The sequence below is a fragment of the Candidatus Dependentiae bacterium genome (assembly GCA_003511165.1).
In the GTDB taxonomy this organism is placed as follows: domain Bacteria; phylum Babelota; class Babeliae; order Babelales; family UBA12411; genus UBA12411.
In genome coordinates, this window is record DOJW01000001.1 from 93,699 (window position 1) to 115,454 (window position 21,756).

The 21,756-nt window shown below is 28.5% G+C and carries 19 protein-coding genes; 18 read left to right on the forward strand and 1 reads right to left on the reverse strand.

Annotation, left to right across the window (positions count from 1 at the left end; genetic code table 11):
- Positions 1–4: 4 nt before the first annotated feature.
- A complete protein-coding gene (locus tag DEA20_00495) occupies positions 5–622 on the reverse strand; it encodes a hypothetical protein (protein HBS47669.1) in 618 nt (205 codons plus the stop codon).
- Between the two features lie 171 nt (positions 623–793).
- Between DEA20_00495 and rfaE2 the strand changes: the two genes are divergently transcribed.
- The 18 genes from rfaE2 to DEA20_00585 all read left to right on the forward strand — a co-directional run bounded on the left by rfaE2 (position 794) and on the right by DEA20_00585 (position 21,743).
- Positions 794–2,272, forward strand: a complete 1,479-nt coding sequence (gene rfaE2, locus DEA20_00500; protein ID HBS47670.1) for a D-glycero-beta-D-manno-heptose 1-phosphate adenylyltransferase — start codon at positions 794–796, stop codon at positions 2,270–2,272.
- Between the two features lie 96 nt (positions 2,273–2,368).
- On the forward strand, positions 2,369–3,412 hold the full coding sequence (locus tag DEA20_00505) for a hypothetical protein (protein HBS47671.1): 1,044 nt from the start codon (positions 2,369–2,371) through the stop codon (positions 3,410–3,412).
- The gene (locus DEA20_00510) at positions 3,409–4,503 is read left to right on the forward strand and encodes a hypothetical protein (protein HBS47672.1); all 1,095 of its coding nucleotides are present in this window, start codon (positions 3,409–3,411) and stop codon (positions 4,501–4,503) included. Before DEA20_00505 ends, DEA20_00510 begins: the two co-directional genes overlap by 4 nt.
- A gap of 2 nt (positions 4,504–4,505) precedes the next feature.
- Positions 4,506–5,492, forward strand: coding sequence for a GDP-fucose synthetase (locus DEA20_00515; GenBank protein HBS47673.1), 987 nt, complete (start codon positions 4,506–4,508; stop codon positions 5,490–5,492).
- Positions 5,444–6,862: a glycosyl transferase gene (locus DEA20_00520; GenBank protein HBS47674.1), complete on the forward strand. Its 1,419-nt coding sequence runs from the start codon at positions 5,444–5,446 to the stop codon at positions 6,860–6,862. Before DEA20_00515 ends, DEA20_00520 begins: the two co-directional genes overlap by 49 nt.
- Before the next feature lie 7 nt (positions 6,863–6,869).
- Positions 6,870–8,000: a hypothetical protein gene (locus tag DEA20_00525; protein HBS47675.1), complete on the forward strand. Its 1,131-nt coding sequence runs from the start codon at positions 6,870–6,872 to the stop codon at positions 7,998–8,000.
- A gap of 50 nt (positions 8,001–8,050) precedes the next feature.
- On the forward strand, positions 8,051–8,707 hold the full coding sequence (locus DEA20_00530; protein HBS47676.1) for a hypothetical protein: 657 nt from the start codon (positions 8,051–8,053) through the stop codon (positions 8,705–8,707).
- Between the two features lie 9 nt (positions 8,708–8,716).
- Positions 8,717–9,820, forward strand: a complete 1,104-nt coding sequence (gmd, locus tag DEA20_00535) for a GDP-mannose 4,6-dehydratase (protein HBS47677.1) — start codon at positions 8,717–8,719, stop codon at positions 9,818–9,820.
- Positions 9,786–11,381, forward strand: a complete 1,596-nt coding sequence (locus DEA20_00540) for a hypothetical protein (protein HBS47678.1) — start codon at positions 9,786–9,788, stop codon at positions 11,379–11,381. The genes gmd and DEA20_00540 overlap by 35 nt, the downstream gene beginning before the upstream one ends.
- Complete coding sequence (locus DEA20_00545) at positions 11,368–12,930, forward strand: hypothetical protein (GenBank protein HBS47679.1); 1,563 nt, start codon at positions 11,368–11,370, stop codon at positions 12,928–12,930. Before DEA20_00540 ends, DEA20_00545 begins: the two co-directional genes overlap by 14 nt.
- Complete coding sequence (locus DEA20_00550) at positions 12,920–13,858, forward strand: NAD-dependent dehydratase (GenBank protein HBS47680.1); 939 nt, start codon at positions 12,920–12,922, stop codon at positions 13,856–13,858. The genes DEA20_00545 and DEA20_00550 overlap by 11 nt, the downstream gene beginning before the upstream one ends.
- Before the next feature lie 36 nt (positions 13,859–13,894).
- Complete coding sequence (locus tag DEA20_00555; GenBank protein ID HBS47681.1) at positions 13,895–15,616, forward strand: hypothetical protein; 1,722 nt, start codon at positions 13,895–13,897, stop codon at positions 15,614–15,616.
- Positions 15,617–15,640: 24 nt separating this feature from the next.
- Positions 15,641–16,567: a glycosyltransferase gene (locus DEA20_00560; protein HBS47682.1), complete on the forward strand. Its 927-nt coding sequence runs from the start codon at positions 15,641–15,643 to the stop codon at positions 16,565–16,567.
- Positions 16,568–16,583: 16 nt separating this feature from the next.
- A complete protein-coding gene (locus tag DEA20_00565; protein HBS47683.1) occupies positions 16,584–17,612 on the forward strand; it encodes an epimerase in 1,029 nt (342 codons plus the stop codon).
- 21 nt (positions 17,613–17,633) lie between these two features.
- Positions 17,634–18,497 (forward strand): hypothetical protein, encoded by an 864-nt coding sequence (locus tag DEA20_00570; GenBank protein HBS47684.1) that lies wholly within the window; start codon positions 17,634–17,636, stop codon positions 18,495–18,497.
- Positions 18,479–19,225 (forward strand): hypothetical protein, encoded by a 747-nt coding sequence (locus tag DEA20_00575; GenBank protein HBS47685.1) that lies wholly within the window; start codon positions 18,479–18,481, stop codon positions 19,223–19,225. Before DEA20_00570 ends, DEA20_00575 begins: the two co-directional genes overlap by 19 nt.
- On the forward strand, positions 19,194–20,024 hold the full coding sequence (locus DEA20_00580; protein HBS47686.1) for a hypothetical protein: 831 nt from the start codon (positions 19,194–19,196) through the stop codon (positions 20,022–20,024). The genes DEA20_00575 and DEA20_00580 overlap by 32 nt, the downstream gene beginning before the upstream one ends.
- Before the next feature lie 12 nt (positions 20,025–20,036).
- Complete coding sequence (locus DEA20_00585; protein HBS47687.1) at positions 20,037–21,743, forward strand: hypothetical protein; 1,707 nt, start codon at positions 20,037–20,039, stop codon at positions 21,741–21,743.
- The last annotated feature ends 13 nt before the right edge of the window (positions 21,744–21,756 follow it).

Sequence of the window (21,756 nt, forward strand, 5' to 3'; positions counted from 1 at the left end):
ATGATTATAAAAGTGATTTGAAAAATTCTGCTTCTTTTTCTGGATATTCCGATTTTGTGATAGCTGTGCCGATAACTATTCCGTAAGGTTTTAAAGATAAAATATTTTGAATATTGGAGTTATTGATTTTTCCAGAAATTAAAACTGGAATATTTGTATTTTCTTTTATTGATTCCCATTGATCGATGATACTAGTTTCAGTTTCTACATCATGAGATCTGTTGAATAGGATATAGTCTACTCCTAATTTTGCTGCATCCATTGCAGATTGTCCCATGGAATAAGCATCCATTAGATCTAATGCAATTTTGGCATCGTTTTCATGAGCGATTTGTGTCGCTTTATAAATTGTTTTATTTTGGGTGCCGGCTAAAACGGTGATGATTGTAGCGCCTGCTTTTGTAAAAATTTTTACTGCCTCTTCCGCCCGGTCTGAAATTTTGGCATCAACCAAAATTTCTTTTTTAGGAAATAATTTTTTAAATTCTTCGACAGCCTTTATTCCTTCTTTATATAAAAGTAATGTTCCAACTTCTAAAATGTCGGCGTGTGGGGCGGTTTTTTGAGCGATATCAAGTGCATCTTGAAGATTAGTAAAATCGTAAGTTATTTGAAGTTTCATTAAGTCCTCCTATTGAATTTTTACCCATTTTTACCATAAAAATGGACTTTGGCCCTTATGATACTTAATTCTTTTTTTCATATCAATTAGTTGTCATTTTAGGTAGATGTTATATCCTTTTTTAAATAGAAAAAGGCTTTAGAAAATTTTAGATATTTTAAAGGCGCATAAATGAAAAATATTATTCAAGAATTAAAAAACGCTAAAAATAGGGATGTTTTAATTATTGGGGATTTGATGCTCGATGAGTATGTTTTTGGCTCAGTGAGTAGAATTTCTCCAGAAGCGCCGGTTCCTATTTTAAAAGAAGAGCGAAAAGAGTGGAGCCTTGGTGGAGCTGCAAATGTTGCCCTTAATTGCAAAAAAATTGGATGCGATGTCAGTTTAGTTGGAATCGTTAATGAAACTGATCGTGCTGGTAGCATTTTACTTTCTATGCTTGATGCGAAAAATCTAAAAGATGCCATAATAAAAAGTTTTTATCGTCCAACAACTTTGAAACAAAGATTAATGGCACAAAATCATCAATTGATGAGAGTTGATGCAGAAGATTCTAAAACTCTTTCTAGATCTGAAAAAAATGATATTTTTGAAAAAGTCGCAAAAATTTTAAAACCAAATTCGATAATTATTATTTCAGACTATGCAAAAGGTATAATCGATGAAGAACTTATTACTTTTGTAAACTTGCAAGCTAAAAAGAATAACTCGATTGTACTTGTGGATCCTAAAGGTCCTAATTTTTCAAAATATAAAAATCTGAATTTTATAAAGCCAAATTTAAAAGAGTTTAAAGAAATGGTGAACTTTTTTAAACTTCCAGCAGAAAATTCTATTTTGGAAAATGGCAAAAAGATATGTGACCTTTTATCTATTGATGGTTTATTTGTTACTTTGGGTGATAAAGGAATCTCTTTTATCTCTAAAAATGATCATATTTTCTCACCAGCGCTTGGTAAAAAAGAGGTATTTGACTTAACCGGCGCAGGAGACACAGTTATTTCGTTTTTAGCACTTGGTTTACTAAATCATTTACCTATCGATAAATGTTTAGAAGTGGCCAATTTAGCGGCAGCTGTGGCAATTTCACATTTAAAAACATACGCAGTTTCGCTCGAAGAGCTTTTTGATAAAAATATTCAGTTTCAAGAAAAATTTATTTTCGATTGGCGCAATTTGAAGACAGAGCTTGACTGGCACAAAATCGAAGGCAAAAAAATAGTTTTCACAAACGGATGTTTTGATCTGCTTCATAGTGGGCATGTTGCACTTTTAAGCGAAGCAAAAAAATGTGGGGACATTTTGGTAGTTGCAATGAATTCTGACGAGTCAATCAAAAGAATAAAAGGTGATGATAGACCAATTCAAAATTTAAGCGATCGTGCGAAAGTTATGTCAGCTCTTGGATTTGTCGATTTTGTAACCGTTTTTGATGAAGAAACTCCTGCAAATTTAATCTCCTTTTTAAAACCTGATGTTTTAGCAAAAGGTGGAGATTATGCGGCTGAAACTGTTGTTGGATATGATTTTATTACATCATATGGTGGTGAAGTGAAAATAATAAATCACGACTTCACTCACGACAAAGGTTTTTCAACAACGCAGCTTGCAAAGCGTGTAAAAGGTGAAATAGAAGATTCTGTAAAATAAATAAATTTTTTTTGGAGATTTTTTATTTATTCGATGATATGATTTTTTGAAAATTATTCTTCTAAAATTTGAGTAGTAAAATAAAAGAGAGTAAAAGTGGCAAGTAAAATAAAGTTTTACAGCGTCATTCTTGCCGGGGGAATTGGAGAGCGCCTTTGGCCATATAGTCGAGAAGATAGGCCAAAACAAGTAATTCCTTTTTTAAATGGAGAATCTCTTTTAGAGCAAACAATCAATCGTTGCAAACTGTTTTCTGACCAAATATTTATTATCACATCTCAAGCTCAAAAAGATTTGATTTCACGTTTTGTAAAATCAGATGAATGTAAGGTTTTAGTTGAGCCGGCTGGTCGTAATACCGCGGCTGCAATTATTTTTAGTTTATTACAAATTTCAAAACTGGATCCAAATTGCATTGTTGGATTTTTTCCTGCAGATCATTATATTCCAGATTCCGATGTTTTTGCATCACAGATTAAAAAAGTAGTTGATCTTGTATCGCTTGAAAATAAAATTTGTTTGCTAGGTCTTAAGCCAAAAAGTGCAGCAACAGGTTATGGATATATCGAATGCGATTTAAATGATTTAGAAAATAATCAATTTTTACAAATTAAAAAATTTCATGAAAAACCAAAATTAGAAGTTGCACAGCAATATGTAAAAGATGGAAACAAATTTTGGAATTTGGGAATGTTTATCGCGCAGATAAATGTTTTTATAAACGAATGCAAATTTTGTGCTCCAAGGGTTTTTGATCAAGTTACTGATTCGATAGAGCAGAGCGATAAATCAATTTATGAGCAAATTGAAAAAATTTCAATCGATTATGCTGTGATGGAAAAAACTGAAAATATTATTTTTTTGCCAGTAGATTTTGCATGGAGCGATGTTGGAAATTTAGATGTTTTTTTGTCTATCCAAAATTCTATGCAATCAAGTAAATTGCAAAATGTGATTGAAATAAATTCCTTTAATAATTTGATTGATGTAAAAGATAAATTGGTTGCACTGATTGGTATTGAAAATTTGTGTGTTATCGAACATGAAAATCAGTTAATTGTAATTAATCGCAAAGATGTGGAAAAAATTAAAGATTTGCGTCAGTTAATAAAAGTTAAAAAGAGTGAGAAAGTAGTATGAATGCGACTATAGATGAAAGCAAAAAATTAGGTTTTGTTGACGCGCTTCGTGGAATTGCTGTTTTAATGGTTTTACATAGTCATATTTTAAAACCTTATGAATTGGCGTGGTCTGTAAACTTTGCTCATCAACTTGGTATAAGTACAGCTATTGGATTTATTTTTATTACAGGCGGATGGGGAGTTCAGTTATTTTTCATATTGTCGGGTTTTGTTTTATTTAAGCCATATTTTTTGCAAGAACGAAGTTTTGAATCTAAAAAAGATGTTTTTGACTTTTACAAAAGAAGATTTTTTAGACTTTATCCATTACTTGCATTTAATTATTTAGTGGCTTTTTTCTTTATTACTAAGCCATCGTTCGATTCTTTTAAAGATTTATTTTTGACTTTAACTACTTTTTCTGTCTTTTTAAATAAGTCGGTAAGTACAGGATTGAACCCGGTTTTGGCGACTTTGATTACAGAGATTTGGTTTAGTTTATTGTTTCCTTTAATTGTTTATTTAATTTATAAGTTTGGTTTTAAAAAAGTTGGAATATCGATTTTTGTAATAGCGTTAGTTTTTAGACTTGTATCACTATTAAGCCTTAAATTTTATGGACAAGGATTATTTGGAGTTTTTTGTAGTCTGGATGATTTTTTCTTTGGAATGATTTTGTGCAAACTTTATTACGAGCAAAATAAAATATTTAAATTTAATTTTGTAAAACTCCTATTTGCATGTTTGATTTTGTATGTAAGTGCGGCTTTTATAGGAGAGCTTACTTTTTGTAAAACTTTTAAATCAATCTTTTTTGCTAGAGCCTTTATTTATAATTTGATGCAAATTAGTTTTGCATGTCTATTTGTTTGCGCTTTTCAGTCTACAAGGTTTTTTAAGATATGGTTTTTGCGAATTTTGGGAACAATGTGTTATTCAATATATGTTTGGCATTACATATTAATGGCTTCATTTTTAGATTTTAATAATTTTTCTATAGTGCAAATATTGATTTATTCATTTTTTATGTTTTCTTTTTCAGTTATGTCCTATCGATACATAGAGTTTGGGAAAGAGAAATCACTTAAAAAATTATTTTTGTTGGAATAGATATGAATTTTGATAGCAAAATTTATTTAGCCGGACATAAGGGACTTGTTGGAAGTGCAATCTTGCGGACTCTACAAAAAAATGGTTATAAAAATATTTTGACAAGCGATTTTGAATATCTTGATTTGCGCAATCAAAAAGATGTTGAGATGTTTTTTCAAACAAAATTACCGGAATATGTTTTTTTAGCTGCTGCAAAGGTTGGAGGTATCAAAGCTAATTCAGATTTTCCAGCGCAGTTTATTTATGACAATTTGATGATTCAAAATAACATTATCCATAATGCTTATAAATTTGGAGTTAAAAAATTATTGTTTCTTGGGTCCTCGTGCATTTATCCCAAAAATTGTTCTCAACCTATTAAAGAAGAGTATTTATTAACTGGCGAGCTAGAAAAGACAAATGAGTTTTATGCTCTTGCTAAGATTGCGGGGCTTAAAATGTGCGAAGCTTACAATCGAGAATATGGCACAAATTTTATATCTTGTATGCCGACAAATTTATACGGTCCAAATGATAATTTTGATTTGAATTCGTCACATGTGCTTCCTGCTTTAATTGCAAAATTTTTGAAAGCAAAAGAAACAAATGCACAATCGGTTGTTATTTGGGGAAGTGGTAAGCCAATGCGAGAGTTTTTATTTGTAGATGATTTGGCAGAAGCACTTGTATTTTTGATGCAAAATTATGATTCAAATGAGACCATAAATGTTGGAACTGGAGAGGATATTTCGATTTTAGATCTTGCAAATTTAATTGCAGAGTTGGTGGGATTTAGCGGCAGCTTAATTTTTGATCAAACAAAGCCTGATGGTACAATGCGAAAAGTTTTAGATGTTTCAAAAATTAATAATTTAGGATGGAGAGCAAAAACATCGCTGTGTGAAGGTATTTTGAAAACAATTGAGTGGTATGTAACGAATAACAAAAAGGATTTGGAGTGTTGCAAGCAAAAAGAGAATACAAAACATCAGATGCTTATTGGATAAATAAAAATAAATATTACTATGATCGAATAGCAAATTTTTATAAATTTGTGATTCCGAAAAATTCTTCAGTGCTTCAAATTGGGTGTCGTTCTGGTTTTTTACTCAATGCTGTAAAACCATCGTTTGGTCTTGGAATTGATGAAAACATAAATTATATAAGTGAAGCAAAAGAAAAATGTCCTAATTTAAATTTTGTTTGCGGTTCTGTAGATGATTTGCTAAAAGATTCAAAATATTCAAATAACAAATTTGATTTTATAATTTTATCTCACACTTTGATGCTTGAGTATGATATTCAGATCTGTTTGGAAAAGCTTCATCAATTTTGTAATCCACAAACAAGGATTGTTTTAAATATTTGTTCGACGTTATGGGAACCGTTTTTAAAATTAGGTCAATCTGTAGGTTTACGCAGGGATGTTCCTTTCAGAAATTGGATTCAAATGGCGGATTTGGAGAATTTTTTAAACCTAGCTTCATTTGAAATTGTTTCAAATGAGTATCGAACTTTGATGCCAAAATATATTCCTTTAATTTCTACAATTTTCAATTATGGTTTTGCAATTTTGCCGCTAGTAAATAGATGTTGTTTAGATTTTTTTGTTATAGCTTGTCCAAAACCACAAACGTTAGATGCAAAAGAGTTAACCTGCTCTGTTATTGTTACTTGTAAAAATGAAAAAGGTAACATTGTAAATGTTGTTAATTCGATTCCAAAAATGGGCAAAAAGACAGAAATTATTTTTGTTGAAGGTGGATCAAAAGACGGCACTTTGGACGAAATAAAAAAAGTGGTTGATGAAAAAAAATCGGACCTATTTTTTGATCTGAAATATTTTGTTCAAGGCGGCAAAGGCAAAGCCGATGCGGTTAGAGTTGGTTTTGATAATGCAAGTGGCGATATCTTAATGATTTTGGACGGAGATTTGACGGTTCCTGCGCAAGAGTTAACAAAATTTTGGAATGCAATTGTTGACGGAAAAGGAGAGTTTGTTAATGGTGTGCGTTTGATCTATGCGATGGAAAATAGTGCAATGAGATTTTTAAATCTAATAGCAAATAAGCTTTTTGGAATAGGTTTTTCTTGGCTATTAAATCAGCGAATTCGTGATACTTTGTGCGGCACCAAAGTAATATTCAAAAAAGATTGGCAAAAGATAAAAACGACAAGGAAATTTTTAGGGGATATCGATCCTTTTGGAGATTTTGATCTAATATTTGGGGCCATAAAAAATAATCTAAAAGTTGTTGATATGCCAATTCATTACAAAGCTCGAACTTATGGTAGTACTCAAATTAGTCGATTTAAGCATGGCTTAATGCTTTTGAAGATGAGTTTTGTTGCTTTCAAAAAATTTAAAATGAAGTGAAAAATGTATGAATACAATTTCAAGCGAAAATTTAAAAAATCAGGAAAATCTTTCGAATAACAAGATAGAGGTTATCGATGGACTTCGAGGTTTAGCGATCCTTATGGTGTTGTATCATCATATACTTAGAGGTCCCGCCTTAGAATTAATACATGATATTGGTAGGTTTTTAGGTGTTGGACAATGGATAGGTGTTTGGGCTGGGTGGCTTGGGGTTAATCTTTTTTTTATATTATCAGGGTTTGTTCTTTTTAGGCCATATTTTTTACAACTGCGAAAAATGTCCAATTTATCTGATGTTTTTGCATTTTATAAAAAAAGATATTTCCGTCTTTATCCTTTATTAATTTTTAATTGTTTAATTTCATTTTTTTTTATTTTAAAACCGAGTGTATTTAGTTTTAAAAAATTAATTTTTACATTATCTGCTTTTTCTGCATTTAGCTGTGTAGATTTTTATCCACTTTTAAACTGTGTTTTATGGTCTTTGATTATAGAAATCTGGTTTAGTTTATTGTTTCCTTTTATTTTGTTTTTAATAAATCGGTTTCCTTTTAAAAAAATTGGAATATTAATTTTTTTAATTTCTTTATTTATCAGATTGGTTGGGTGTTTTTATTTGCCGGATTGGAGTGGGCCTAATCCTATTACAGATAGCTTTTTAGGAAGATTAGATGATTTTTTTTTAGGATTTGTAATTTGTAAGTTGTATTATGAAAATAATAAAATTTTTTCATACAGAAGTTGGGCTTTATTTGCTTCGGGAATATTTCTTTTTTTTGTTGCATCTTTAGTTGGTGATTTGGCATGGATGGGTAGAATTTCACTTTATGGCAGGGCGTTTATGTATAATTTCACTCAGTTAAGTTTTTTTTGTTTAATAGTTTCTGCATTTAATTTGAAAAGCTCAATAAATTATTTCTTTAGAGTGTGGCCTTTACGGATTTTGGGCGCAATGTGTTTTTCCATATATGTTTGGCATTACATGTTGGTTAATACTTTTTGTCTTTTAAAGAATTTTAATATAACAAATTTTTTAATATATATGTTTTTTATGCTGTCTTTTTCCGCTTTATCTTATAGATACATAGAGTTTGGTAAGGAAAAGAGTTTAAAGAAAATATTTTTATTAGAGTAGTTTTGTAGAGTTGATGATTAAATATAAATATTTAGTTAAAAAGGTTTTAAATGTATTCAAAAGTTAAATTTGTAGTTCCGAACAAAAATATTTTTGATGTTAATGGAGATAGTGACCCATTGGAATATTATTATAAACCCTTTATAGGTAGACTTTACTTTAATCGTATTAATAGAACCCTATCTCTTTTAAAATCACATTATAATTCTATTTTAGAAGTAGGATATGGTAGCGGTTTAATGCTTCCTACTTTATCAAAAATAACTAATGAGTTACATGGAATAGATTTAGATTCAAATCCTAAAACAGTAAGTAAGAATTTAGAAAAAGTTAAAGCTAAAGCCGAATTGGTGAAGGGAAATATTCTTAAAACAAATTACTTAGATAATAAATTTGATTTGGTTGTAGGTATTTCTGTTTTTGAACATATAAATGATTTACAAACAGCAATCTGCGAGATTCATAGGATTCTAAAACCTAAAGGCGAACTTTTAGTCGGCATACCAAGAGTAGATTTTATAATGAATAAGTTTTTTAGATTAATTGGTTTTAAAGAAATAGAACATCATCATGTTTCTGATTATAAAAAGTTATTAGAAGCTGTTTTGCGGGATAAAAAATTTGAATTAGTTAGTTTTACTCATATGCCAAACTTGTTGCCTAAATTTGCAGGTTTATATTATAGTTTTTTATTTAAAAAAATCTGAAAGTTTAAAATGAAAAAAGCACTGATTTTTGGAGTTACAGGTCAAGATGGTTCTTATCTTTCTGAATTTTTACTTGAAAAAGGATATCAAGTTCATGGGGTAAAGCGCAGATCTTCTAGTTTTAACACAGCAAGAGTGGATCATATTTTTGAAGATTTACATTTTGCGCAAGATCCTAGATTTTTTTTGCATTATGGTGATGTGACCGATGCGACCAATATAATTCGATTAATTCAAGAAATTCAGCCTGATGAGATTTACAATCTGGCTGCACAAAGTCATGTTCAAGTTTCTTTTGAAACTCCAGAATATACAGCAAATTCAGATGCGCTTGGATCATTGCGTATTTTGGAAGCAATTAGAATTTTAAATTTGGTTGATAAAGTAAAATTTTATCAAGCTTCAACGAGTGAACTTTATGGAAAAGTTCAAGAAATTCCACAAAGTGAAAAAACTCCTTTTTATCCACGATCTCCTTATGGTGTTGCAAAACTTTACGCGCATTGGGCAACAATAAACTATCGTGAAGCATATAAGATGTTTGCATGTTGCGGAATACTTTTTAATCACGAATCTCCTAGGCGGGGTGAAACTTTTGTTACAAGAAAGGTTACCCGTGCGGTAGCAAGTATTTTTTATGGATTACAAGAAAAGCTTTATTTGGGAAATTTGGATGCAAAGCGAGATTGGGGATATGCCAAAGAATATGTAGAGGCTATGTGGCTTATGCTTCAACAGGAAAAACCAGATGATTATGTGATTGCGACTGGTAAAACTTATTCTGTTCGTGAGTTTGTTACAAATGCTTTTAAGGTTCTTGGGATAGATCTTGAGTGGATTGGATTTGGAATTAATGAAAAGGCTATTAATAAAAATAATGGAGAAATTTTAGTTGAGGTTGATGCGGATTATTTTAGACCAACGGAAGTGGACTTGCTTATTGGTGAGCCTTCGAAAGCAAAAAACATTTTAGGATGGGAAGCAAAAACCGATTTTCAAGAATTAATCAAGCTTATGGTTGAAGAAGATTTAAAAATTGTTGAAAAGGAAAAAATAAATTTAAAAGGGATAGTCCAAAATGCAAAAATTAAATCAAAACAGATTGGTATTTAAAGAAAAATTATTTGAATACACTATTTGGTTTTTATTTATAATTTTTTGTTTAGTTTTTATAGCTCTAAATTTTAGAAATTTAGAAAATTATGTTTTTCAAATGTATGATTCGCTTTATTATCCTTACTCAACTAAGAGCTTTTTGACTTCAGGAGAATATCATTGGGCGGAAGGTAAACCTGGTATAGTGTTTCTTGCAGGACTGTACGGTTTAGATACGCCTTTAAAGCTTATGTATCTTTATATTTGGTCGTCAATTTTCCTTGCAATCGGTTTATTTCTTATATCTAAAATTATTATTAGAGATATTTATATGAGTTTAATTCCGTCTTTACTCTGGGTTACTTCAGAACTTTGTTTTTATTATTCACGAACGCAACTTTTAATTTTTTTACCATTTTATTTTATTGGAGTTTGGCTTTGTTATAAAGGTATAGAAAATTTAGAGTGGTGGAAATATTATTTAGGGTGCTTTTTGTTAGGGTATAGTGTTTTAAGTTATTATCTTGTTGTTTATTACTTATTTTTTATCTTTGGGTTCTTTATTTACCTATTTTATAAAAAAGGTTTTTCATTATTTTCGTTTATATTTAAAACAATGGTTCCATTTTTATTACCTATAATTTTATTAGATTCTGTTGTTTCTATTTTATATCTATGGTTAGGCAAAAGAAACATACCATTCAGTTATGCTTTTTATCTTCAATATAAGACTTTATGTACATCTTTTGAAAAAATAGATTTATTTAAGTTTTTTTATTTTCCAGCGATATTTTGGCAATGGGATTTTTGTGTATCTATTTTAATTTTTATTTCTTTTTTGTTTTTTCTTTATTATTTATTTAGAGCCTTTAAATCAAAACAAATAATAAATTCAGATTTATTGTTTTTATCATTATTAATAACATTGTTTTTTATAGATTTCAGGCATGTTTTAGGTCAGTTTACTGCTTTAAGGGCCTATATTCCTGTTATTCCTATTATGTATATTTTAATACCATTTTTCATAAGTAAATTAATTGCAGCAAAGCATAGTAAATGGGTTTTTTTAGCCTTTTTGATTTTTGGATTTTGGCGATTATCTGCCAATTATAATGATTATAGCAATCGATATAATACTGGATATAATGATTTAACTTATCAACTTAGAAAAAATAATTTTGATGTTATTTCTTATTATGGTATCCAACTAAATTTGGAATACCTTTTGGAAGAAAAAGAAATCATACCTTTAGGTGGGTTTTGCAATTTAAATAGTATTTTAAAAAATGATCAAAAAAGAAAAGAGATTGTTGATTTATTAAAAACAAGATTAAACGCTGGTAAAAAAGTAGCATTACTGTTTTTTTATGTAGATCAAAATTTTATGAATTTTGCAAAATCGCAACTCTCTCAATTGTTTTCTTTAAAAGAGATTGCAAAAGTTAATATGTCTGCATTTGCGGCAGCACCTGTTGTAAATGAATATTTATTTGGTTACGAAATTATTTTTGATGAGCCGCTAACATTACTTCCTTATGGTTTAATTTATTCATTGGAATTGAAAAATGAAAAGTTATAAGTTTCGATTTGAACATCTTATTATCTGTTTGACGGTATTGTATTTTGTGTTATTTATATTTTTTAGTTTTTATAATTTACAAAATTTTATACTTCAGATATATGATGATCATGTTTATTCAGGAGAAACAAAAAACTTTTTAACATCAGGAGTGTTTCATTGGGCTGGCGCTAAGCCGGGAATTATTTTAATTGCGGCTTTATTTGGTTTATCAACTCCTTATAAAGTAATTTATTTGATGACAATATTTGCTTTTATCTCTGCCTTAGGTTTATTTTTACTTGCAAAAATGATTTTTAAAAATAGTTATTTAAGTCTAATACCGGTTATATTATGGATGAACTCTGAGTTCTTTTTTTATTATTCAAAAACTCATTTATTAATTTTTGTAGCATTTTATTTTTTAGGAGTTTGGATTTGTTATAAAGCTTTGCAAAATTTAGAATGGTGGAAATATTATTTGGGATGTTTTTTATTAGGTTATAGCGTATTAACTTATTATGTAATAATTTTTTATTTACCAGTTATTTTTATATTTTTATATTATCTGTTTTATAAAAAAGGTTTATCCTTTTTTTCTTATATTTTAAAAACCTTTATTCCATTTGTATTACCTATTATTTTATTGGATTTTTTTGTGACTTTTTTTTATTTTTTTCTTGGTAAGAAAAATTGGCCTTTTCTATATTCTGTGTTCGGTCAATATAAATATTTATCTAGAGCTGCATCTAATATTAATTTTTCTAGAATTGTATATTTCCCTACTCTTTTTTGTAGTACAGAATTTAAGTTTGTTACAATATTGATTTGTTTAGGTTTAATTTTATTTTTAATAAGTTTATTTAAAAATTTTAGAAAAAATTTTTTTGATTCAAGTTTTTTATTGTTATTAATTTTATTGATTCCTGTGGCTACGATTACTTTACGATTTTGTTTAGGAAGTTTTACGGCTTTGAGAGCTTTTGGAAGCGCTTTACCGATACTTTATATCTTGATTGGATTTTTCTTTTATAAAATAATTTCAAAGAAGTATTCAACGTATATATTGCTGTTGTTTGTATGTTATGGTTTTTGGAATTTAATCTTTATTCAACCCGTTTTGTCAAAAAAATATAAGACTGGATATTGCGAACTTGAATCTTTTATTAATAAAACCGATTTTAAAACAGTTGTTTATTTCGGAGGGTTCAACTCTTTAGAGCAGATTCTAAATAATAAAACCGTAATCCCAATGAACATAGGAAGTGATTGTTTTATGATTTTTAAAGATGAATTAAAAAAACAAGCGTTTTTTAATTCATTAAAAATAAAACTTGGTAATTTAGAAACAATAGCTTTGGTTTTGATTTGCGACAAAAAAAGTTTAGATTTTGTAATTTCTGAAATTTCAAAAGATTTTAAAGTTAATGAAATTGAAAAAATTGCTAATAATAGTTCTTGTGAATTAATACAAAATGAAGGTAAGTGGGGAGATATATTTTTATTTAATTGTTGCGTAGAAGTTTCTTATATAAACATCTATGAATTGGAATTGAAAAATGGAAAATAGGATTTTAGTAACCGGTGGGGCTGGGTTTTTGGGTAGCAATTTGGTACGAAGTCTTGTAGAAGATAAAAATAATTTTGTTATTGTTTTGGATAATTTGTCATCAGGCCGAATGCAAAACATCGAAGATTTACTAAATTTGCCAAATTTCAAATTTATAAAACACGATATTATTTTTCCGATTGATTTGGCGGTGGAGCAGATTTATAACTTAGCTTGTCCTGCTTCCCCTCCTAGGTATCAAGCCGATCCTATTCAAACAACTAAAACAAGTATTTTAGGTGCAATAAATATGTTGGACCTCGCTAATAAAAATAATGCAAAAATTTTACAAACATCGACAAGCGAAATTTATGGGGATCCGCTTGTTCATCCTCAAGTTGAAAGCTATAGAGGTAATGTTAATTCAATTGGAATTCGCGCTTGCTACGATGAAGGCAAGCGTTGTGCAGAGTCATTATTTTTTGATTATAACCGTACTTATGGTGTAGATATAAAAGTTGTACGTATTTTTAATACTTATGGACCGGCCATGGACCCTCAAGATGGACGGGTTGTAAGTAACTTTATAATGAATGCTCTGCAAAATAAACCTCTTGAAGTTTATGGTGAAGGATCTCAAACCCGTTCATTTTGTTATGTGGATGATATGATTGATGGTTTGATAGCAATGATGAATACACAAAAAAATTTTTATGGTCCTGTTAATCTTGGAAATCCGGATGAATTTACAGTTTTGCAAGCTGCAGAATTGATTATAAAATTGACTCAAAGTAGATCGAAAATTATTTTTAAAGAATTGCCGCAGGATGATCCTCTAAAGCGAAATCCTGACATATCATTAGCAAAAGGAAAATTAAGTTGGGAACCCCAAATTAATTTTGAAGAAGGTTTGAAAAAAACAATTTTATATTTTAAAAAATTGATTTAGAATTACTTAAATTTTAAAAAATTAAGGGAGTAGATGATGTTTTGGGATAAATTTTTTGAGTACAAACATTCAAAGTTAGTTTTGAGTGTTTTATTATTTATATTAGGATTTTGTATTTTGGGATTACCTTATTATAAGTATTATTCATCAGGTTTTGATTTTGATTCTGCTACGGCTATCTCTCATGGAATGGTTTCGAATATAAGAGATTTTTTACGGCCTTGGCAGCTTAATGATTGGATGATAGTAAATGGAGATAGTTATGCAGAAGCTTTTAAGATTCCCGAATGGGGATATGCATCGTATTATCGTCCGATATTATTTAATCTTTTTGGACTAGAATATTTGTCATTTGGATTGAATACCTTTTTATATTATCTTTTTAATGTATTTTTGCATTCAGTAAACTCAATTTTATTATTAAATATTTTAAATTGGTTTTTTCCTCTTTCAGTAGCTTTTTTAGGAGCTTTGTTTTTTTTATTAAATGGCTGCATATTTAACGTTTTAATCTTTTTGTACGCGGCTGATTTTTTTAATTTATTGTGTTTTTTGTGTATTCTTATTTTTTTGAAAAAATATTTATATTCTAATTCATATAAGTTTTATTTATTATCATCCTTCTTTTTTTTCCTTGCACAGTTTTCTAGAGATGTTCTTATTTTTTTACCCTTTATATTGTTTGTGGGCGTTTATTTATTTTATTTAAAAGAGTTAAAATTTAGTTTCGATTTATTTTGGATAACGATAAAAAAAACATACTTATATTTTTTAATAAGTTTTATCTATTTGATAATTCTTTTTTATAGAATGTTTTTATTTTGGGGAGATTATAAATGTTTAACAGGTATTGCGCTTTTACATTGGACTTTAAATGATATAGGTTGGTCTTTCGCATATTGTTTAAAAGATCTTATGGGAACTTGGTTCTTAGAGTTTTTAAATGGTAAAATTATTTTGATTATTGAGTTAATTCTCTTCTTTTTCATTTTTTATCGTTCAGGTAAATTTCGTATTTTAGAGAAGTCTTATTTATTATTTCTTATTGGTTCTATAGCGATTTTGTCTTGGCCAATATATGTGGCTGGATATAGTGTTCGCTATATATATCCGATTGCGCCCATTTTTATTTTTGTAATTCTATTTTTAGTTTTTAGAAAAGGATCTTTGGTAAATAAAAAATTATTTTGTTTTTTTGTAATATTTTTAATTTTAATCGGTGCGGGCATCAAGCGTAGTAGTGATAGTGTACGTTTTTTAAATTTGCGTTTTTTTTATATTGAAAATGATCGTCTTATTAAAGATTTTGCAAAAGAGAATAAGTTGAATTCAAAATCTAAAAATAAATTTGTATTCCTTGCTTGTCCAGGTAAAATAAACGCGCTTTTAAAAAATTTAAGATTAATATCAGGTAGTGATAAAATTCAAGTTTATGAGATTGGAAGAGTTTGGATTGATGGTTTATTGAAAAATTTAGAAGGTCCTATTGTTATTAAAAAAATAAAAAATGGATTTCAATTTGTTTCGTTAGATGAGAATATTTATTTTTATATGGATGAGCGATATTTTAAGTTTATGACAAAATATGAAAATAATGTAGGCAAATTTTATGTTAATGAGCTTTATAAAGAGCATCCAAAAGTAAAAAATTTAACTTTTATTTTTAATAAGGAATGGTTAAAACAAAATTCAGATTTACAATTTTTTATTTGGGATTTTAAAAATGAGCAATTTGTAAAATATTCTGTTAAAAATTAAACAGTAAAATAATGGATATAAGTAATGAAGATTTCAGTTGTTATTCCTGTTTATAATGAAGAAGAAAATATTTTCGAACTTTATGAACGTTTAAAAAAAGTCTTAATTCAAGATTTTTCGTCTTTTACGCATGAAATTCTTTATGTAGATGATGGGAGTTTTGATAAAACGCTAAATGTTATCAAAGAACTTCAATTAAAAGATTCGGATATAAAAATATTACAGCTTAGTAGAAATTTCGGACATCATGTTGCAATTTCAGCAGGGTTAGATAATGCAGAAGGTGATTTTATTGTGACTATGGATGGGGATTTACAAGACCAGCCTGAAGAGTTAATAAAGCTTTATAATAAACTGCAAGAAGGTTATGACGTAGTTTTTGGGGATCGCCAAAATAAAAAGTTTTCTTATTCTAAAATTCTTTTGTCTAAAATTTTTATATCTTTAATTCAATTATTAATAGCTGAAAAAATCGTTATTAATTCACATGTTTTTAGAATCATGCGGAAAGATGTTGTTGATAAAGTTAAAGAATGTAGAGAAACAAATAGATATGTTATTGGTTTAATTGGATGGGTTGGATTTAAACATTCATCTATTTCCGTAGAACATGGTAAACGTTTCAAAGGTGAAACTAAATATAATTTTGGAAAGTTAGTGAAATTAGCATTAGATGCTATTTTTTCATTTTCTAATTATCCATTACGGCTAGTTGTTTATTTAGGATTAGGTATTGTTTTTTTAAGTTTTATTTTAATATTTTATGTGTTCTTCAAAAAAATAGTTTATGGGGTTGCTGCTGTGGGATGGACATCGCTTATTGCATCAATTTTTTTTATTGGTGGAATACAAATTTTTGTTCTTGGTTTAATAGGCGAGTATATAGGGCGAATTTATATGGAAACAAAAAGGCGACCTTTGTATGTCGTTAAAAATTTTATAAAAAAGTAGCGAAGGAGAGTGTCAAATGAAAAAAGTTTTTTTGACAGGTGCGGCTGGTTTTATAGGTAGTAATTTTTTAAAATACATGTTTGAAAAATATCCGGATTATCATTTTATAGTTTTAGATTGTTTAACTTATGCTGGTAATCCAGATAATATTCCTGAATTTATAAAAAATTCATCACGCTTTGAGTTTTGGTATGGTTCCGTAACAAATTCGGACATTGTTAATTCTTTGATGCTTCGATCAGATTTAGTTGTACATTTCGCTGCTGAAAGCCATGTTGCGCGAAGTATTTTTGATAATAGCAAATTTTTTGAGACAGATGTTATTGGTACGCAAGTGATGATGAACTGCTTGCTAAAATGTCATAATGTAGAAAGATTTATTCATATATCAACGTCTGAGGTTTATGGTACGGCTCTTAATCGTCCTATGAGCGAAGAACATTTGTTGAATCCTAAATCTCCTTATGCTGGAGCAAAAGCTGGAGCGGATAGACTGGTTTATAGTTATTGGAGCACGTATGATTTGCCTGTGGTAATTGTGCGTCCTTTTAATAATTATGGTCCATGCCAGCATTTAGAAAAAATGATTCCGAGATTTGTTACAAGCGCAATTTGTAAAAAGCCTTTGACAATACATGGGGGTGGTAGTGCTAAAAGGGATTGGATTTTTGTTGAAGATCATTGTGAGGCTTTAGATAAGATATTACATTTAACTGATTTTTCTAGAATAAAAAATCAAATAATAAATGTGGGTAGTGGAATAGATACTTCAAATATAGAAATTGCCGAAATGATTTTAAGTAAATTTGGTTTATCTTGTACAAATCTTAAATTTATAGGAGATAGACCTGGACAGGTTGATTGTCATATTGCTTCGACGGAAAAGGCATGTAACTTATTAGATTGGAAGGCTAAAACAGATCTAAAACAAGGTTTGGATAAAACTATTCAATGGTATGTTAATAATGAGAATTGGTGGAAAAAGATTGAATGGATGAAATTAGTTCCAATTTATACAACTCAAAATACTGTAGAGTGGCATTAGTTATTTAGACATGGAAATAGGGTGAAAATTTTAGTTTTAGGTTCTTCAGGGATGCTTGGAAGAGTTCTTGTAAAAGAATTTAAATCAAAGAATTGGATTGTTTGTGGGACGGCAATTGATCAAGCTGATTTTGTTTTTGATATTAGGGATGATTTTAAGCTTAATTGTTTAATTGAATCATTTTATCCAGATATCATTGTAAATACTGTTGCTATTATTGATCATGAGGTTTGTGATGCACATCCAGGCCTTGCATATCAAATTAATGCAAGGCCTCTTACCATTTTGACTGAAATTTGTAAGAAAAAAAATATATTTTTAGTGCAAATATCAACCGATTATTATTATCATGGGAACAAAAATTTGAAACATAAAGAAGATGCGAGAATTTGCTTATTGGATGAATATGCAAGAACAAAGTATGCAGCTGAAATATTTACACTCTTATATAATAATTCTTTGGTAGTTAGAACAAATATTGTAGGTTTCAGAAATGATAAAACACAACCATCTTTTGTCGAGTGGGTAATTGATGCGCTTGTTAATAAAAGAAATATTAATATTTTTGACGATGTTTATGTTTCAAGTATAGATGTTAGTTGTTTTGCAAATGTTTTATCGCAGTTATTAGTTAAAAAGCCTGTTGGGATTTTTAATGTGGCAAGTTGTGACGTTTTTACTAAAAAAGATTTTGCAATTGGTCTGGCAAAAAAGTTAAATTTTGATTTTTCTAATTTTAATATAGGAAGTGTGAAAAATTTAAGTCATAACGTTAGAGCAGATAGTTTAGGTTTGGATGTTTCAAAAATTGAAGATCTGTTAAAAATTAGTTTGCCAACTATGGAAGAGGTAATCGATAATATTTTATTGGAGGTTGGGAAGTGATTGAAGGACGAGAGCTATTATTTGAAATAGAGCGCGAACACTGGTGGTTTGAATCGCGTCGTAAAATAGTTTACGATTTGTTTTGGAAAAAATATTTCTCAAAACAAACTGAAAAATTAAAAATTTTAAGCATTGGTACGAGTTCTGGTGTTGAACTTGAGTTTTTATCTAAGTTTGGCAATGTTCTGGGTATAGATTTAGACGAAAAAATGGTTTTAAATGCTCAAAAAAATGGTTTGAATGTACTTAAGCAAGATATTTTAAGTAACAATTTTAAAGATAATTCATTTGATATTGTTTTTGCTATGGATGTTTTGGAGCATATTGAGGATCATGAGAAAGCATTCAAAGAAGCTTTTAGAGTTTTACGTAGCGGTGGGTATATGTTTATTACAGTTCCTGCATGTAAATTTTTATGGAGCAACCATGATGAACATCAATTTTTTCCCCACAAAAGACGGTATAATAAAAAAGATTTTTTAGTGCTACTTCGAACTCAAAATGTGGAAATTTTAAAGTGCAGTTTTTTTAATTTTTTTTTATTTCCATTTATAACCTTAGTTCGTTTATTAAATGTTTCTTCTGATTCTCAATTGAAAATTCCAAATAAATTTGTAAATTCATTTTTTAAAACAATATTTTCTTCAGAACGATATTTTTTGAATAAAATTAATTTTCCAATTGGCGTATCTTTGATTGCAATTTGTAGGAAGAAATGTGCTGAATAAGTTAGATAAAATAAACCAAATTGTGGATTTTCAAAAAGCTAGGAAAGAAAACAATTTTATTTGTGATAAAAGTTTGAATGTAAAATTTGAGCATGATGAAAAATTTGAGTTTGTAGGTTTAAAAGAAAAATTAAAAAAATTCCCTATATTTTATAGATTTTTGATCATTATTATTAGCAGTGTTTATGTAACAACAAAATTTCGAGACAAATTAATAAAATATTTCTTAAATAAAAACGGAATTATTTTAAACATTGCTTCTGGAAATTACCAAATAAATAAAGAAATAATAAATGTGGATTTATTTGCTTATCCGAATGTTGACATTGTTTCGGATGCAACAAATTTATGTTTAAAAAGAGATTCTGTTGATTTGATAGTAAATGAATCAAGTTTAGAGCATATCTATAACTATAAAGTTGTAATATCGGAATCTTTTCGAGTATTGAAAAAAGATGGAAATGCTTATTTTACAGTACCTTTTATTTATGAATTTCACGCAAGTCCAAATGATTTTCATAGATTTACAAAAGAAGATTTAAGAAAATTATTTGAAGAATTTGGTTTTGCAGTAGAAGATATTGGGATTTTAGCAGGGCCGGCAAGTAGTTTTTTAGGAATTACAACAAATTTTTTGGCAATTTTGTTAAGTTTTGGATTTGAAAGTCTTTATCAATTTTGGATTTTGTTTTTCATGCTTTTACTCTGGCCTATAAAATTCTTAGATTTTTTTCTAAATAAAATTAAATTTTCTTCGAATATAGCAGCAATTTTTTATGTGATTGCTAAAAAAGTTTAAAAAGGAGAGAGAATGTTTTTAGATAAGTTTTTTGAAAATAAACATGCGAAATGGATTTTAAGTTTATGTTTATTAATTGTGGGTATTTTAATTTTAGGATCGAAATATTCTTTAGGAGGTTTAAATCCAGTAGATTATGTAGTTATTAATGATGGAAAGTTGAGCGGTATACGAAGCTTTTTGGGGTTCTGGAAGTTGGGGCATCGATTTTATCTTCCGGGCGATAGCTATTTTCAATCTTTTGGGAACTTTTCACTGGACTCTTATTCTCCTTACTTTCGTCCAGTTCTTTATTTGATTATGGGACTTGAGTTTTTTATTTTTAAACTTAACTATTTTTTATATTTTATGGTTAATGTTTTTTTGCATTCGATTAATTCGGTATTGTTTTTTGGGATATTAAATTGGTTTTTTCCTGTTTTATTTGCTTTTTTAGGGGCTTTGTTTTTTTTATTTCAAGGTACTTTGCTTGATACATTTTTACATGCGTATAATATAAATTATATTTTTACAACAACATGTCTTTTATTAGTCATTATATTTTTAAAAAAGTATTTATATTCTAATCTTTACAGGTTTTATTTTTTATCGACTCTATTTTTTTTTCTTGGACAATTTACTAGAGATATTTTTGTTGTATTTCCCTTTATATTATTTGGAGGAGTTTATTTATTTTATTTAAACAAAATAGAACTTAATTTTCGTCTGTTTTGGATTGCCCTAAAAAAAACATATTTATTTTTTCTAATTAGTTTGAGTTATTTAGGCATTTTATTTTATAGAATATCGGCGTTTAAATCTTATGGATTGTCAAATTTTGAAATAAAAATTTTAACTTTAAAATGGAAAGATATAGTTTGGGTTTTTTTAGCGTATTTTAGGGATGCCTTTGGACTATCTTTTTTACATATCGACAAATATACAAAATTTACGTTGCTGTTTATTTTAATTTTTTTATTTTTTCTTTTTTATTTGTTTTTCAAAATTAAAAAATTAGAAAAGTTTTATGTTTTATTTTTAAGTTTCTCAGCTTTAGCTTTGGCTTGGCCAATTTTGGTTGTTGGTTATGGGGTATGTTATGTTTACACAACAGTACCAATTGTTCTTTTTATTGTTTTATTTTTAATCTATAAAAATAATTTTTTAGGGCGTGGGAAGTTATTTATTTTCGTTTTGCTTTGCATAACATCATTCGGGGCTTTTTTCAGTGATAAAGTTTGGGATTATAAAGGTTCTTGGATTAAAACTGTTAATATTCTTGATAACTTTGCACAAGAAAATAATTTAAATTCGAAATCATGTAATAAATTTGTATTTGTTGTTACCCCGAAATATTTGTCTTCATTGTCGTTATTGCAGCATTTGAGACTTATAACAGGAAGTGATAATATCCAAGTTTATATAATTGGGGCTACATCTTATCCTGATGCATTAGAAAATCTTGAAGAACAAATTATTATAAAAAAAATAAAAAATGGATTTCGACTTGTTTCATTAAATAAAGATATATCTTTTAGCGGGGTTAAAGATTTGGTTAATCTTTTAGTCAAAAATGAAAATTGTGTCGGGCAATTTTATATTGAAGAATTGAATGATACTAAAGTAAAAATTTTTAGTTTTGTTTTTAATGAAAAATGGTTGAAGCAAAATCCTGATTTACAGTTTTTTACTTGGGATTTCAAAAATAATAAGTTTTGTCCGATGTTATTAAATTATTGAGATAGGAATAAGT